This window comes from Roseimicrobium sp. ORNL1, assembly GCF_011044495.1.
In the GTDB taxonomy this organism is placed as follows: Bacteria; Verrucomicrobiota; Verrucomicrobiia; order Verrucomicrobiales; family Verrucomicrobiaceae; genus Roseimicrobium.
The window spans coordinates 3988446-4007235 of sequence record NZ_CP049143.1 but is presented as its reverse complement, the minus strand read 5'-3'; the positions used below and the strand labels follow the sequence as shown (position 1 = coordinate 4007235).

The 18790-nt window shown below is 60.8% G+C and carries 1 protein-coding gene; it reads left to right on the top strand.

The annotated features are described in order from the left end of the window. Positions 1-146: 146 nt before the first annotated feature. Entirely contained in the window at positions 147-18770 is an 18624-nt protein-coding gene (locus G5S37_RS16245) for an autotransporter-associated beta strand repeat-containing protein (protein WP_165205513.1), read from the top strand. Positions 18771-18790: the final 20 nt, after the last annotated feature.

Genomic DNA, 18790 nt, shown 5'->3' with positions numbered 1-18790 from the left:
GACATTGCTTAGTATTTACACCAAGCAGTCGTGGGCTCCCATTTTTCCGCTGTCAGAAGTGGCTGCGGCCATGCTGCGTTTTGGTTATTGCGTACACAAAACGGATTTCCCTTTGCTGCCAACCCCAGCATAACCCCTCCCGAAGAATGAAGCACCTACGCCGTTTCCGCAGGCCCTTGGGCTGGTTCATGACGCTTCTAGTGGCGTTCTGGCAGATTGCTTCAACTGTGCCGGCAGGGGCAGTCACCTTGTATTGGGATACGGATGGGTCAACGACGCTCAACAACGTCGATGGCACCAACATTGGTGGCACGGGTACGTGGAACACTTCCACTCCGAACTGGTGGAACCTGGGCTCGCTGGTGAACTGGCCGAATACCAATGTGGACCATGCCGTCTTCGCTGGAACACCGGGCACGGTCACGGTGGCGCCTGGCATCATCGTCAATCGTCTCACGTTCCAATCCGGCGGGTATGTGTTCAACGGCGCGCCTCTCACGCTCGCGGGCACCACGCCCACCCTCTATTCTTATGCGGGCACCTCCACTCGGATAAACACCGAACTTCAGGGCACCGCGGGCCTGACCAAGACCGGCGCGGGCGCGGTGTATCTCAACGGGCCGAATACCTACGCTGGCATCACCACCATCAACAACGGCACCCTCGTAGTGGGAAGCAGCAATGCTCTCGGTTCGGATTCATCCACGGTCACGGTGGCCGTGGGGAACAATCTCGGTGGCCTGTACCTTGCAGGCTCGGGATACAACACGGGCTTCACGCTTAGTCGCAATGTCTCCATCAGTGGTGGCGGCGGCGGTGGCGGGGCGGGAGCTGCAGCCATCAATGGCAATGCCCTTATCAGCAATGGCAACAACACCATCACGGGTTCGCTCACCGCGATTCCGAATGTGGGCACGACCAATACCGGGCTTACTTCCGTGGCGGGCATGCTGACGCTTGGAGATGTCGCCATCGGCGGCACTGCGGTATCCCAGTACACCACGTTTGGCTCGGCCAACAGCATGGGCAACTATCGCATCACCGGCGCACTCAGCGGTACCGGCAGCATTCAGAAGGCAGGAAGTGGTACGCTCATTCTTGAACCCTCGTCGTCCACGGGCTTCTCCGGCACCATACGCCTGACTGCAGGCTCGCTCCGCCTTTCATCGGGTTCAGCGCTGGGCACGAATACGGGTACGACCACGAATGCCACCATCGACTTGAATGGCGGCGTGCTGGAACTGCGGGCTGACGGCGGCACCATCGCCATGGGTAAGAATGTGAACCTGACCAATAGCACCACCATCTTCGTCGGACGGGGTGTCGGCGGCTCTGGTGTGAATGGCACGTTCACGTTTGGAGCACTTTCGTTCCTGGATAATGAGGACATCACCTTCAACGGACGCAGCGGCTACGGTATCAGCTTCACCTCCGCCCTGTTGACCAGCACCGCGGACGGCCCCACGACCTTCACGAACAACCTCAGCGGCCTGCTGAGCATCAATGGCAACTTCTGGAACTACGGCGAGACGGACACCGCACGCAGCTTCACCATCGCGGGCAACGGGAACACCCTCATCACCGGAAATATCCTGGCCACCAACGCCCAGGCTCACGGGATCATCAAGACGGGCACTGGCACGCTTACGCTCACGGGCACAGGGTCCACCTACACCGGCGCTACGAGCGTGAGTGGAAATGGCACCATCGCCATCAGTGACTTCCGCGCTATCACCAACAACACGGCAGTGATCAATCTCGGTGCGACCACCACGGCGGGCACGCTCAACATCATCGGAAACAACCTGGTGCTCGCCGACGTGACAACCAGCAAGGCCATCAACCTGGCTGGAACCTCGGGCGGTGGCATCATTCTCGCAAACCAGACGGGAACGAGCCCCGGGTTGGTCTTCAATGGGACCTTCACCGCGGCGGGAGCGGTAGGCGACGCGAAGGTGCTCACGCTCGGTGGCTCCAATACCGCGGACAACACGATCAACAGCGTCATCCAGAACAACGCGGCCGGCGGTCTGGTGAGCGTGACCAAGGCTGATGCGGGCACCTGGGTGCTCGCAGGCAACAATACCTACACCGGTGCCACCACCATTACCAACGGCATCCTCAAGCTCAAGGCAAGCGCGGCGGCATCGGATATCATCAAGGAAACAGGAACCAACGACATCACCTTCAATGCCAATGCCACCACGCAGAGTGCGGGTGGTGTGCTGGAGTTCATGGGGATGAACGGGGTGGCGACCACGGAGACGCTGAGTGATCTCACCACGACCGCGGGCATGGGCACGATACGGCTGGTGTCTGGTGGCGGTGGCGCCGCGGCGAACTTGATTTTCACTTCCCTCGTTGCTCCCGGAAAGGCGGGTGGCTTGAACTTCGTCATCACCGCTGGCGGTGGCGGCACGATCACGCTCACCGGCGTGGCCACCTCCACGGCCACGACGCTCGCGGGGAATGGCCACTTCTATATCAATGGCGCCGACTTCGCCCGGTCGAATGGCGGTGTGCTCGTCGCGCCCGTGTATGGCACGGATGCAGGCTTTGTGAACGCAGCAGCGGGAGCGGCCACCTTGACCGCAGCCAGTCACAATCTCATCACGGGAAATATCACCGCTCAGACGGCCATTTCCATCACGTCGCTGAAGATGACGACGAACACTCTTACCTTGACGGGCAACCTCACGGTGAACACGGGTGGCGCGGCGAATGACGGCGGCATCCTTGTCACCGGTGGGAATACCGCCTCGATCACCGGCGGTGGACTTACCACGGGTGGTGCGGGCACGCTGGTGTTCCGCGTGGATGGCGCGAGCGACGTGCTGACGCTGAATACTCCCATGCTGTCTGGCACCACGGGTGGCTTCACGAAGAACGGCGCGGGCACGCTGGTGCTCACCGGAAACAACCTTCAAGTGGGCGCTACGACCATCAATGAAGGCACCGTGCGTCTCTCCGGAGTCTCCGCCCGGTTGAGCGGTTCCTCCACCACCACGGACCTCGCCGTGCGCCAGGGAGCTGTGCTCGATTTGAATGGCGTCAGCACAGGAACAGCCATTCGCTCACTCAATGGCGCCGGCACCATCACGAACGGCACTTCTTCTACCGCAGCGACCCTGACCCTCGGGAATAATACTGGTACGGGTACATTCACCGGTGTCATCACGGATGGCTCGGGTGGTGGCGCCCTGAGTGTGACGAAGATCGGTACCGGCGCCATGACGTGGAACGGCCCGAGCACGTACACGGGGGTGACCACCATTGGCTCTACCGGGCTCGTCTCCGTCAATACCCTGTCAAACATCGGTGCCGCGAGCAGCATCGGCAGCGGGAACAACACCAGTGAAGCGACCAACGCCGCCAGCCTCGTCTTCGATGGAACGACGGGTGGACTCAACTACACCGGCGCTGCCACCATCTCCACGGACCGCCTGTTCACCTTGAATGGTTCTGCGGCGAGCAGTGGCGTGCAAATCGCGAATGCCTCCGCGATCAACGCCGCACTCGTGTTTAGCAATACCGGCGCCATCCGCTTCGGTGCGAACGCGACCGTGGCCCAGACCATCATCCTGGCCGGCGCGTCCACCGGGGAGAACCAGTTCAACCCCCAGATCACCGACAACGCCTCGCTCAAGACCAGCCTGGTAAAGAATGGCGCCGGCACGTGGATTCTTGGGAATAGCAACAACACGTACACTGGCACCACCACCATCACGGACGGCATTCTGCAGGCCGTGGACGGGACCAGCCTTTCAAATGGTAGCGGACTTCTCCTGGGGGCGACCACCACCTCGGGCATCTTCCAGAGCACCGGTACATTCACGCGCAATGTCGTCCAAGTCGCCTCGGCTGGGGCAAATACGGTGTCATGGAATGGCACTACGGGCGGCGGTGGTTTCTCTGCCACCGATGGCAAGCTGGTGGTCGCGCTGGGTGGCCTGGCCTCTCCCACGGCGTTGACCTGGGGCACCGGCGGCTTTGTGGGCACGGGCGGGGTGCAGAGCCTGATTCTGAGCTCCGCGACCGCGCTGGGTGAAGTGGAGTTTCGCAACGCCATCGACCTCGGTGGCTCCACGCGCACGATTACGGTGAACGACAACACGTCCACCTTCACGGATTTCGCCACCATGTCAGGGGTGATCTCAGGAAGTGGTGGCATCAGCAAGGCGGGCGCCGGCCTTCTGCAGCTGGTGGGGGCAAACACCTACACCGGACCCACATTGGTCACGGCGGGGACTCTGCTGGTTCAGTCGCTCGGGAACAGCAGCGTGATTGGTGGCACCAGCAGCGTGGGCAGCACGACCGGAGCGAACCTTATCGCAAACGTCCTCTCCCTCGGCAATGGGGGCACCGGCGCGGGAGTCCTCGTGTACACGGGGGCTGGAGAAGTCAGCGACCGCTATATCCAGATCAATACCACCACGGGTAACACGCAAATCCTCGCCGACGGCACCGGAGCCCTCATCCTGACCAATCTCAAAAATGATGCGAGCATCACCGGCGCCAAGACACTCTTCCTGCGCGGCTCGAACAACTTCGAGAACATGATCACCAGCCAGCTCACCAATGATCCTACTGGGGGAACGCTGGCTATCACGCATGATGCACCGGGCACCTGGATCCTCACCGGAGACAATCAGTACACCGCCGGAACAAGCGTCACTGCCGGAGCGATCGGCATCGGACATAACAATGCGCTGGGAACCGGGACGCTGACCATCAGCAACGGCGCCGTCTTCGCCTACGGAGCGGATCGTACGCTCACGAATACCGTCACCCAATCCGCCACCAGCGGCACCATCGCCACCTTTTTCGGCGAATACAGCCTGTTCCTGAACGGTGCTTGGATCGACCCTTCGACGACGAGCTCCGGCCGCATCATTCGCAACAACATCGTCTCCGGAAAAGTGCTGCAGATCAACGGCAACTACTCCGCCACCGCCGGAACCACCAGCACGGGCGTCACGTTTGATGGCACGGGCGACACCATCATCAATGGCATCATCAGCACGACGATGACCAATTTCGGCATCTCGTATGCGGGTACTGGAACACTCACCCTCCGCGGGGCCAATACGTACACCGGCGCCACAAACATCCTTAGTGGCAAGGTCATCCTCGACAGCTCCGACATCCATGAAGTGATTCCCGACGGGACAGGGAAGGGGAATGTGGTCTTCAATCCGGCCGCAGGCGTGACCGCGACGCTCGACATGAACGGCAGCCTGGAGACCATCAATGGTCTGACGATGAATGGCGCTGGAAACTCCATCATCGACAACACCTCCAGCACCACCTCCGCCCTCGTCTTCGGCGGAAACAATGCTGCGGTGAACATCGGCACCGCAGGCACGGGCGTGAATACCATCACGGACTCCGGCTCCGGCGCACTGTCCGTCGTCAAGACAGGAACAGGTGTCGCGACCATTGGACCAGCGGTGAACCTGACCTACCAGGGCACCACTTCCGTCACGGGTGGCACCATGAATATTGGCGCGGCGCTGAATGGCACCACAGGCCTCAGTGTCACCAATGCCAACAGCGTGCTCTCCGTCACCCGAGCCATTGCCAACACTTCGGTCATCACCAGCGTCACGGTTGGTGGTGGCTCCACCCTGAGCCTCCTGGACGGTACCGGAACCAAGCTCACCAACCTCACTTCGCTTTCCTTGGGCGAATCAGGCACCGTCACCGCCACCTTGAATCTCAATGTGGGGGACAAACTTGCCGCAGGCGACAATCTCAACACCGACCGCCTGGCGCTCCAAGGCTTGGGCCTCTCGTTGTTCGCGGACAACACGATCCTGCTCAACCTCACGGACACTGGTCTGCGTGCCAATACCACGTACACCCTGATATCCTCTGCCAGCGGTGGTCTCACCCTCGGAGTGCTGGGTGTCAGCGGCTGGCAGCTGGGTGCTACACCCACCGGTTTCAGCACCATCACGCTGAACGCCACGGACACCGCCATCTCCATCACCACCGGCTCGCTCATCACTGGAAGCCTGTATTGGTCCGCAAACGGAGCGGCTGACAACTGGAACGATGTGGCGAACTGGTCCACGAACAAACCTGGCTCTGCCGCTGCCACCAGCATCCCCACGACGGGTTCCGACGTGGTCTTTGTGGCGGACACTGCCCCGACAGGCGCCATCACCACCACGCTGGAGCAGAATTTCAGAATCCAGTCGCTCACCTTCGAAGCCAGCACTACCCCGGCGAACACGCCCACTTCGGTCACCATCAGTCCCGGTGCCTCTGCCACGAACCGGCTGGAGATTGCTCCGCTCAACTCCTCCACGGGCATCACGCTCTCGGCAGGCGCGCCACCCTCCGTCACCATTGCCGCTCCTCTCGCACTCGGCGCCGCACAGACGTGGACCGTCGTCGATCCCGCCTCACTGCTGACCATCTCCGGAGCTCTCCAGGGAAGTGCCAATGTGACGAAGGCTGGTGCTGGACGGGTGCTGTTGTCCGGTGTGGCGGATGTGTCCTTCAACACCGGCCTCACCACCGTCTTCACTGTGACAGGCGGCTCGCTTGAGATCAGTAACGTGGGAGCACTTGGCACCGTGGCGAACAACAACGTGGCCAGTGTCGCCGTGAACGGAGGCGCCTTCTTCTTCAATGGCGCTTCCAGCACCACCATCAACAGCATCACTCTCGGTGGCGGCGCATTGTCTGCCGGGGCGAATACCCAGACCTACAGCGGGGCCATCAGTGTGGCTGCAAACTCCTTCATCAACATGAGGGACTTGAATTCCGCCGTATTGACTACCACCGCCAGATCCATCAACCTCACCGGCCTGGTGAGCGGCACCGGCAACATCACGGTGGACAGCATCAACACAGTAGGCAGCGGCAACCAGATTACCGGGACCCTGACCATCAGCGGGAACAACAGCGGATGGAGCGGCGCGCTCAACCTCCTGCGCGGCACGATCATTGCCAGCAATGCGAACGCTCTCGGAACTGGCGCCATCAACGCGGAATTGGGCAAGATATCCTACACCGGCGCAGGCGGAGTCACCTACAACATCGCCAAGAACATCACCGTCGCCAGTGCCGCAGGCGCCGCCATCCTGGAGTGGCATACGGACCGCACCTCCGGCACGGATGTCTTCAGCGTGAACAACAGCGGCACGCTGACTCTGGGCAGCGCGGGTAGCACGGGTGAAATCCGGCTGTTCCTTGCGGATGGGACGAACAGTACCCCCATCTTCAGTGGTGGTGTGGTTCTCGCGAATAATGGCCGGATTGAGGTGCGCGATGCGGCCACCTCCGTGGCCGTGATCACCGGCACAGGCATCAGCGAAAGCGGAGTCGGCGGACCACGCAGTCTGACCATCAACGATCTCTCCGTCTGGACCGGCACCGCTGGCACCCTGCAGATCGATGCCGCGAGCAGCTACACCGGAGGCACCACGCTGAGCGGTGGTGGTCTGCGCTTCGGTCACAAGGACGCCATCGGCACCGGCGCCCTGACCATGGTTTCCGCCACCCTGAGCGCTTCCACGAATCTGACCGGCGCAAACGCGGTCATGAATGCCATCAATTTGAATGGCACCCTGACCTTTTCTGGGAACAACTCGCTGGAACTGGGGGGCGCCATCGCGATGACGGCCAGCAGAACGATCAATGCGAACGGGACAGGAGGGGCGAAGCTGATTCTCTCAGGACCCGTCAGCCTCGTCACAGCGACCGCCAACAGCGTCCTCAATCTGGCAGGCACAAGCACTGGACAAAATGTGCTGTCCGGCGGATTCACCCAATCTGGATCCGGCGGGGACCTGGTGGTCAACTCGGGCGCATGGATGTTCACGGGAGGAGCGATTCAACCCGTGGACGACCTCTTGATCAACGGAGGGACCGTAACTGCGGAGAATGTGGCCCTGGCACCTGGGGATGACATCGTCATCACGGGAGCGACCACCGTGGTCAACCTTAATAGCACAGGGGTGTGGGCGCCATTCGATCCGGCAGGGACCAGCAGCTTCCTCTACATTCGTGGGGGAGCCGTGGTGAACCTGAATGCCAATGACGTAAGTGGCGTGAACAACGCGAATGGAACGGAAGGCTTCATCATCGCGGACAGTACCACCACCGGTATCGGCACCCTGAATACAAACACGTTCAGCATGACCACGGGCCGGCTTGAGCTCGGGGCCATTGCGACAGGATTCGAAGGACGAGTTCTCGGCAGTGGCACCCTCACGATCAACAACGGAACGACGGACTATACCCAGGGTATCCGCGTATATCGCGGTGAGATCACAGCGAACCTGGCGGGGAGCGCCGTGATCTACAAGCAAGGATTGGGAGACGTCACCCTCTCCGGAGACAACAGCGGACTGACCGGTTTGACCGCTGCGGCGACACGTATTGATGCGGGCAATCTGATCCTCGACTACACGGTGAATAATACCAAGAAGATCCCGGACAGTCGCGGTCTGGATATGCGCGGCGGCACTCTCACGGTCAATGGCAATGCGTCCGCCCCGACAACGATGACAGTATCTTCCTTCACCTTGGGCGGCGGCGGTGCGAACAAGATGGACGTGAATAGTAATGGCACCGCCACCACGGTGAACCTGGGCGCCATCACGCGAGGAAGCCTGGCCAACGACGGCACGATTCGCTTTGAGCTGCCTCTTCTGGGCGGCATCACCACCACCACGACGAATACCAATGGCATTCTCGGTGGCTGGGCTACGGTGCGGGATGCGTCCGGCCAGGTGAACTTCGCCGCCAAGGAAGATGTCACCAATCGCATCATTGCGGTGACTACGACCGCACAGGACAGCATGGCGCTGTGGGCAGCCGGACAGCATATCACCAATGTAGGGAGTGTGTCCGGCACACGTCAATTCACCGGCATTGGCAGCCTTCGGATGGATGCCAACGCGGCGATGAACCTCAACATTAACCCCGGCGGTTATCTTCACATTGCCAGTGGCGGCTTGCTGATGACTGAGAACGTCTCCACTGCTTCGCCGCATTCGATTTCCGGCGGCACCTTGAGCTCCGTGGCGGGGGAAATGATTTTCACCATGGACAACGCTGCGCAGAGTCTCACCGTTTCTTCTGCGATCATCGGTGGATCCGGCGTGACCAAAGTGGGGGATGGCACCCTGACATTGAGTGGTTACAACATCTACAGCGGTCCCACGGACATCCAGGGAGGTACCCTGATTGCTTCGGGCGGCTTTGCCATTGGGGACAACTCCGTGGTGACACTCGCGGACGAGCGCGCCAGCACGTTCTTGATTCAAGGCAACGAAACTTTCGGCGGCCTCGGGGGTGGCACTGCCACCACGGGACTCATGTTTGGTCTGGTGGACTTTGGTTCGAATAATCTGTATCTCAAAGGTGGCGCCAGCTACGGTGGTCTCCTGGTTGGGAGCGGTCAAATCATCAAGGACAGCTCTGCCAACACGGGGAATCAAGCCTTCACGAATAACAACGTCGGTTTTACAGGCTCCGTGATTGTGAATGGCGGCCTGTTCCAGATTGCTGGCGCGGTGGGAAGAATGAACCAGGCGACATCTTTCACCGTCAACAAGGGAGGCAGTTTCCTGATTGATAACGATGACGATAGTTCTCCCAACGATCGCCTCTCTGACTCCGTGGCTGTCACGTTGAACTCGGCGGACGGCACCTTCAGTGGGGAAGCGATCGTGCGCGGTCTGATGATTCGCACCAACAATAACAACGGTGAGAATGAGACCATCGGGGTGCTCACGTTCAATTCCGGAGCCAGCTACTTCTCGGGGAATGCCACGGGGAGTACCAGTTCCGTCACTCACTTGATTGCCAGTGATTTTGTGCGCAACAACAATGCCACCCTGAACGCTCGTGGCACCAACCTTGGTGGTACTACGAATGCTCGAGCCCAGCTCCGCATTGGCACCGGCGCCAATGAAACCGCCTTCATGGCAGCCAACCTTGTGGGAGGAGGCGGTGCCGCTGGCACGAAGCAGATCAGCATCGTGCCATGGGCCATTGGGCAGAACGGGACAGTTGATAATACCACGCCTACCGCCATGGGTAACTCCCTCGTGACTTACACGGCAGGCACCGGCTTCCGTCCGCTTGACTTCACCACGGAGTACAATGCATTTGCCACTAAGCAGGGCGATACGGATAACATCCGTGAAAGCCTGACTGCGGATCCCACTCCGGTAGCTGGTGGAACCATCAACAGCCTCGTGCTGCACAATAACAATGCGAGCGCCGCGTCCACGATTACTCTGAATGGGACCGGTGCTGGCCAGACCCTCACCCTTACCAGCGGTGCGCTGCTGTTCACGTTGAACTCCACCGCCACGGGCGTGCACGGCATTGGACTGGGCGGGTTTGACGGAGGCATCGCCGTTGGAAGCACCAATGAGTATGTGATCCACGTGGTGAATCCCTCCGCTGCTGCGGCAACTCCGGTTCTGACCGCTACCATCTCCTCCAAGCTGACTTCCACGGCGGACATCACCAAGGCGGGTCGCGGTACCTTGATCCTCTCTGGAATAAACACCGCGGGTGGCGGAGCGAGGAAGACCACCATCAACGAAGGTGTGCTGGAGATTGGTGATCTGGACAACATTGGCGGCAACAGTGGCTCGATCGTATTTGCCGGTGGCACCCTGCGTCTTGGAACTGTCTTCGCTGACGACCTGAGTGGCCGCACGCTAACTCTGCTGCAAGGTGGAGGCATCCTTGAAACCAATGCAGGCAGTTTTGTTCTTACCACTGCTCTCGGCGGGGGTGGCCCGGGCGCATTCACCAAGGCAGGCGCCGGCTCACTGACCCTGCAACAAGCAACCACCTACTCGGGCACCACTACCGTGGCGAACGGGCGCCTCATCCTGGAAGGTGGGAACAATCGCCTCAATACCGGTGCGGCCCTAGTTATCGGGAGCGGCACCACGTCCGGGGTACTTCAGTTGGGCAGCGCTACCTCCATCTCGGATCAGACGGTTTCGGAATTCTCGAGCTCCGGCAGCGGAACCGCCAATGCCGTTGTGGGCGGCAATGCTTCCGTCTCCACGCTGACGGTGAACCAGGCCGGCGCCAGCACCTACGCGGGAGTATTCGGCGGTGCGGGAGCGAATGAAAACAACATTGCACTCGTGAAGACCGGTCGTGGTGCGCTGACCGTCACGGGCAACAGCACCTACACCGGTGGTATCACGATTAAGGCAGGTTCGTTGATTACTGGAAACTCGGCGGGTGCTCTGGGTGGCGCCACCAATGCCATCACGCTGGGTGACACCTCCGGCTCTGAGGCAGCCACACTCAACATCCAGAATACACAAACGTATGCCCAGACCATCACGGTGGCGGCAGGCAGTACGGGTCCGCTTTCGATTCTTGGAGGCGCCACCACGGGTGCTCCCACTTTGACCGGAGGCATCATCCTCAATAACAATCTGATCATCGGCAAGCTGGGCACCACCGGGAACTTCACGCTTACGGGCGGGATCACGGGCACTGGTAATGTGGTCATCGGCAACATGGGCACCACCGGAGTCATCCAGATGACGACGGCGGCGGTGAACCACACCGGTTCGATTACCAACAATGGCTTCGCCACGGTGGCTACCCTCATCAGCGCGGACATTGGCACCAATGTGACGCACATCACCCAGGACAGCATCACCTCGGGGCTGACGCTCTCCGGGGCAAACATTGGCTACACGGGCACCACTACGGTGAACGCCGGTGTCCTGAGTATCACCGGGGCAGCTGCTTCCGGATTGTCCACCACCGGCGTGATCGTTGCCGGCGGAGGAACGCTGAACACGGTCAATACCGTGGGACAGGCCGTGAACCTCGGCTCGGGTCCCCTGAATCTGGGTGGGGGAAGCGGCATCGCCACGCTGGGCATGGAACTGGGATCCACGAGTGCCTATGACAGCTTCAACACCGCCCTGGCCGCCATCACGGCCAACAGCGTTGTGTTTAATCTGACAGGGCTCACCGGGTTCGGCGCCGGCACCTACAATCTCCTCACGGCTTCCGGTGGACTCAACAATGCCGCCTATTCGATTGGCACACTGGCAGGAACGCTCAACGGCGTGACTCTCAGCCTCCAGGTCGATCCGACCTTCGTGAGACTCAACGCAGTGGCTTCAACGGGTGACTTCTATTGGAGGGGCGGCATCAACAACAGCTGGATGGGGATCAGCGGTGTGAATACCAACTTCACCACGGATCTCGCAGGCACCATCAATGCCAACGGCACTCCGGGCGCTGCCAGCACAGTGATCTTCAGCGCGCAGAATGTGACTGGTCCCACCATCGCGACCACGCTGGATGCGAACTTCACCATCAATAACCTCCGGTTCATCGCGAGTCCGGCGGGTGTGACCTCAGTGACCATCGCGGCGGGGACTCCATCATCGAGTACCCTCACCATCGCACCTTCCTCCTCTGGAGTCGGCATTGAGGTAGCGGACAACGCCGGCGCGATCACCATCTCTGCGGCTCTCATTCTAGGGGCGAATCAAACGTGGAGCGTGGCTGGCACGGGGGCCAATGGTTCTTCACTGACGATCAGCGGCGCCCTTTCGGGTTCGGGGAATCTCGAGAAAACGGGGCTGGGGATCCTGACCGTTTCGGGAGCAGGCACCTACACGGGCAGCACCACCATCACCGGAGGAGTGCTGCAGGCATCGGGGTCCGCCAATCGGTTTAGCGTGGCGTCCGCCTACACGGTGGGTGCGAGCGGCATCCTGCGCTTGAATGGCCTGAGCAATGCCATCGGTTCACTCGCGGGCGCGGGTATTGTGGAGAACAACGGCACGGCCAACATCACGCTTACGACGGGTGCCAACAACACCAGCACCCTCTTCAGCGGGATCTTGCGGAATGGCTCCACCGGCACGCTTGCCCTTACAAAAACAGGCAATGGCGTACTTACGCTGTCGGGAAGTTCTTCCAGCATGACTGGGGCCGTGACTGTGAACGCAGGCGTGCTGGCCATCACTGGCATTTTTGACAATGGTGTGGGAGCCACCACGGTGGGAAGCAATGCCAGCACCAAGGGGCTGCTCTACGTGGCGCCGGGAGGCAGCTATAGCTCCACCACGCTTACGGCGGGTGGCAACGCCACGGGGGCGGGGAGTATCGTCGTCAATGGCGGGACGGTGGCATCGACTACCTCCACCATCAGCAGCGGAGTGCTCCTCGGCGGCGGCGGGTACGGCGGACTCTTCATTTCCAATGGAGGCTCGGTGACCACTCACCGGGTGGAAAACAACAGCACGGGCACCAGCTCCGTTTCCGTGATTCGGGTGGACGGCGGTTCCCTGAACTCGGACGAATACATCATCCTCCGCAACAACCGCTGGGAGTTTACGGTGACAGGAGGCAACGTGATCCACAATGCGGCATCACAGAACATCGCGCTGGGCTACACCGGCACGAACACGTTTGGCGCGATGACGGTGGCCGGCGGTACCGTGGACAACACGGGCCGGAACATTTCCTTTGGACAGGGAGGTGCCAACACCATCACTGCCAGCCTCAACCTCAATGCTGGGACACTCATCACGCACCCCGTGACCAGTGCGAACGGCGCGACGTCTTACATCAATTTCAACGGTGGCACGCTCAAGGCCTCCGCTTCCTCCACGACTTTCCTGCCGACATCCGTGACTGCCGCCTACGTCAATGCGGCTTTCGGCACCTTCAACGGCGGTGCCGTGGTGGATACCAATGGCTTTGATATCACGTTCGCCGAGGCATTGCTGGCGCCCACGGGCAACGGCGTGTCTGGCCTCTCGGTTGGCAGCGGAGGCAGTGGATATGTGGGAGCTCCCTACGTGGAAATCACGGGTGGCGGAGGGACAGGCGCTACCGGCTACGCCGTGGTGGATCTCAATCCTTCCAGCCCCACCTTCGGCCAGGTCACGGCGGTCGTTCTGACCAATCCGGGTGTGAACTATACCTCAACACCTACGGTGACCTTGGTCGGTGGGGGCGGCATCGGGGCGTCCGTTTCTGCGGCGGGCTTGATTGCCAATGCGTCGGGAGGCCTCACGAAGATTGGCACGGGCACGCTGACGTTGGGCGGAGTCAACACCTACACCGGTGGCACCACCGTGACGGCGGGGACTCTCGCCCTTGGCGTGGCTGACAGTCTGGCGGATGTGGGAGCAGTCACGGTGAATGGAGGCACGTTCAATGTCGCCACGTTCAATGACACCGTCGGTGTTGTGACGTTGCAGAGCGGCGGCATCACCGGTACCACCGGCGTGCTCACGGGCTCCAGCTATAATTTCGAAAGCGGCACGGTCAGCGCCATTCTCGGCGGCACAGGTAATCTGAACAAGAGTACCAGTGGAACGGTGACCCTGAGCGGAGCCAACACCTTCAGCGGATCCGTCAATCTCAACGGCGGTGTATTGGCCTTTTCCACCGCGGCAAACCTTGGTAACGGCTCCGCGACCAACACGCTCAACTTCAATGGTGGCACGCTGAACTACACGGGGGCGGGAACGACAGCCCTCACTGCCGCGCAGTCCGTGAACGTCGGCGCATCCGGTGCCACGTTCGATGTCAGCAACGCCACGGGCGTGCTCACTGTCGCAGGCAATGTCACAGGCAGCGCAGGTGGAGACTTGGTCAAGACCGGCACCGGTACCTTGGTACTCGCTGGCACAAACAATCTCGGCGCGGGCGGCGCGACCAACGTGGTGGCGGGCACGTTGCGTGCGGGCTTTGGCACGAACGGCACCTCATCCATCACGGTGAGCGGCGTGGGTACATTCGAACTCGTGAACAATGCGGCGCAGACCCTGACACTACAAGCGGGCACACCTGGCGCCCTGACCTTGAGCGGTGGAGCCACACTGGGCTTCGAGCTCGGCGCTCCCTCCGCAGGTAACTATGATGCCATCATCGTCGCGGCAGGAGGCACAGCGATGGTCAACGGTATCATCACGTTGAATCTCTACAACCTGGGTACCATGAGCGCGGGTACCTACAATCTGATCTCCATTCTTGGAGGTGGAGGAGGCCTGAACGCTGCGAACTTTGTGCTGGGGAATGCACCTGCCGGTTTCAACTATTCCATCAACAGGACTGACACCACGGTGCAGTTGATTGCCTCCCTTCTGAACCGCAAGTATTGGAACGGCTTTAACTTCGACGGTTCCTGGTCCTCGAATATCGGAGGCACCACCAACTGGTCCACGGATGCCGCTGGAGATGCTCTTTCTCCGACCACGCCTGGAGCTTCGGATACGGTGATCTTCAGTGCAGAGAATGCTCCCTCCACCAGCATCTCCACCACGCTGGATGGTAGCAGGACCATCGACAGCCTGCAGTTCATCAGCTTTCCCACGGGAGTGACGGATGTGACGATTGCGCAGGGAAGTGGCGGCACCCTCACCATTTCGCCGGCCACGGCCGCCAACGGCATCTTTGTCGCGGCCAATGGAGGAGCCATTGTGATCTCCGCGCCGCTGATTGCCGCGGTGACGCAGACCTGGAGTGTGGATGGTACCGGAATCTCTTCGCTCGCCGTCACGGGCAATACCACCTTTACCGGACGCGTGACGAAGTCGGGTGGCGGTGCTTTGACCTTGAGCGGAAACAACAGCGGCACCGGCGGTATCGATCTCATGGGGGGCACGCTGAACATCAACAGCGCCACCGCGCTCGGCACGGGCTCCTTCACCATTGGCACGGGAACCACAATCAACAACACCTCCGCGGGAGGGGTCATGTTGTCGACGAACAACACCATGCTGTGGGAAGGCGACTTCACCTTCACCGGCACGCGAGATCTCAACCTTGGCACTGGTACAGTGACCATGGGAGCCTCCCTCATCGTGAATTCGATTGCAAACACGCTGACGGTCGGTGGGGTCATCGGGGACGGTGCTAGTGACTTCACGCTCACCAAAGCCGGAGCCGGAGCGCTCACGCTCTCAGGCGCCAATACGTGGAGCGGCGGCATGGTTCTGAATGCAGGCACGCTGAACATGGCCTCCAGCACGGCGCTCGGCACCGGCCTCTTCACCATCAACGGCGGCACCATCAACAACACCAGTGGCGGTGTCCTCAACCTGGCCAACTATCTGATGCAGTGGAATGGAAGCTTCACCTTCACCGGTACCAATTCCATGAATATGGGAACTGGAGCCGTGACTCTCGGCAACAACGTAACCGTGACCGCTTCGGCAAACAACCTGACGGTCGGTGGCGTCATTGATGACGGAGCCAGCACGTTCTCGCTCACCAAGGCGGGCACCGGCATCTTGACCCTGACCAACAACAGCACCTATGGTGGAGCTACGGTCATCCAGGCCGGCACGGTCACGTTGGGGGTGGACAATGCCCTGCCTACCGGCACGGCTCTTACCGTGGGCAGCGGCACCACCGTGGCCACGTTGAACATGGGAGCCTTCAGCCAGACCGTCGGTGGGCTGAACGCCACCGCTGCCAACACCGCTGGTATCAGCAACATCACCGTCTCCTCGGGAGAGACCCTCACGGTCAATGGCAACGTGTTGATCTCGAACTCCACCAACAACGGTGTCACCAACCTGACCATGGCCGGTGGCGGCGCGTTGGTGGTGAATGGCGCCACCATCACGCTGGGCAACCATACCACGGGCGGCCAGGCCAGTAGGGCCAACTGGAATCTCTCGGCTCTCAGTTCGTTTACCGCGAATCTCACAGGTGCGCTCACCGTTCAGCTCGCGGGGGACAACGTGCCTGCCAATATCTCAACGCTGACGCTGAGCAATACGGCAAACAATATCACCGCGGCTTCGGTCACGGTGGGCGGGAGCGCGACCGGTGGGCAGCAAGCGCTTATCCTTGGAAACGGAACAAACGTCATCAATGCGAGCACGATCAACCTGGGCACGGGTTCCCGCGATAGTGGCAAGATCGTATTTGTCGGATCCGGAGCCGGGAGTGTTGTCATCCGCAACACCGCAGGCACTGGCAGAGCCGCCTTCAACATGGGCACAGGCAGTGCTACGACAGGGCTTGCCGCTACGAACTTCTTCGACGTGACCGGACACAACGCGGATCTGCTGCTGGGTGCGGTGAACATCGGCACGCAGAATCGCGGGATTTCCTACGACAACGTCTTCTCCTTCGATCAGGGCATACTGGATATGACGAGCCTGACCATGTCCACGCGGACGGCGAACTCCGCCAATGGCACCCCGCCCCTCACCCGTACCACAACCAGCACCATGAATCTTGGGGGTGGCACCGTGAATATTCAGGACGGCATCCTGGCTCTGGGGCGCGCCTCGGGTTCCTACACCACCGCTGGGGAACCGGCGCCGACCATGAATGCGACGATCAATATCACGGGCGGCACGGTGAACATCGGGCAAACGGGTGGCGTCGCCATCCGGATGGGGGAATATACGGCCACTGGCGGCTCCGGAACCGGTTCAGCCAATGGTTTCGTGAACATCACCGGTGGTACGGTGACGGTGAATGGCGACATCGTCCGCACTAGTGTGGCAAACGCCAGTGCCACGGTGACCTTGAATGGCAGCACCGCGGTGCTGGACATGACCGGAGATGACATCGGCACAGCGACGAACCAGATGACCTTCAATGCCCAGCAGGGTACCCTGATGAATCTGGGTGAGCTGAACGGCGGCGCTGGACTCACGAAGAGCGGTCTGCTCCTCCTCATCCTGGAAGGTCTCAATAGCTACACAGGTGGCACAAACGTGACCGGTGGTGTCCTGCAGGTTGGCACGAACTCGACCACCGGTAATCTGGGCAGCGGCACGGTGAACATCAGCGACAGCAATGCCATTGTCCGGTTCAACAGGAACAACACCTACACGGTGACCAACCAGATCACTGGCACGGGCAAAGTGGAACAGACGGGAACAGGCGTGACCGTGCTTGAGGGCAACAACGACTACAGCGGCGGCACCAGCATCAACGCAGGCACCCTGCAGGTGAACAGCGCGGGTGCGCTGGGCACGGTGGGTGAGATCAAATTCGCCAGCACGGGTGGTATCCTGCAGTACACCGCGAACAACACTGCCGACTACTCCGCTCGCATCGCGAACAGCTCTGCTGCCATGCGGGTGGATACGAATGGCCAGACGGTCACCTACGCCACCGCGCTCGCTTCCACGAACACGGGTGGGCTGAACAAGCTGGGCGCCGGAACGTTGCGGCTCGGAGCTGCCAACGCCTACACTGGCGGAACGACCGTGAGCGCCGGCACCGTGGTGGCCAACAACTCCGCCGCTCTCGGCTCGGGCAGTGTCACGGTGACTTCGACCGGCACCCTCTCCATCGGCGACGGCTCACGCTTGAACGTGAACGTTGGCGGCTCGCTCATCAGCAGCGGTACCTTGCAGTTCGATATCTTCAATCGTCAGGATAACTCGAACCCGGTCGCGAACAATGACCTGCTGACGCTCACCAGCGCCAATGCCGCGGATACCATCACGCTCACGGGCACTCTCCGAGTCGTGGATACCACCGGCACCAGTGCTACGACGTGGAACGTCGATGACATGTGGAAGTTGATCGATTGGGCCGGATTTGCCGGTGCCGTTCCTTCACCCAGCACCTCCTACGCCGGCTTCAGCACACTGGACCTGCCGACCTTGAACAACAGCGGTCTCAAGTGGAACGTCATCACCGACAACACTGGCCTCTACATCGCGGTTGCGGTCGTGCCCGAACCTTCACGGATGATTCTGCTTGGCCTCGGCTTCGTGCTGGTGACCTTCCGCAGAAGGAGAAGGCAGGCATAGAGGTCCTGCCTGCCAAAGGC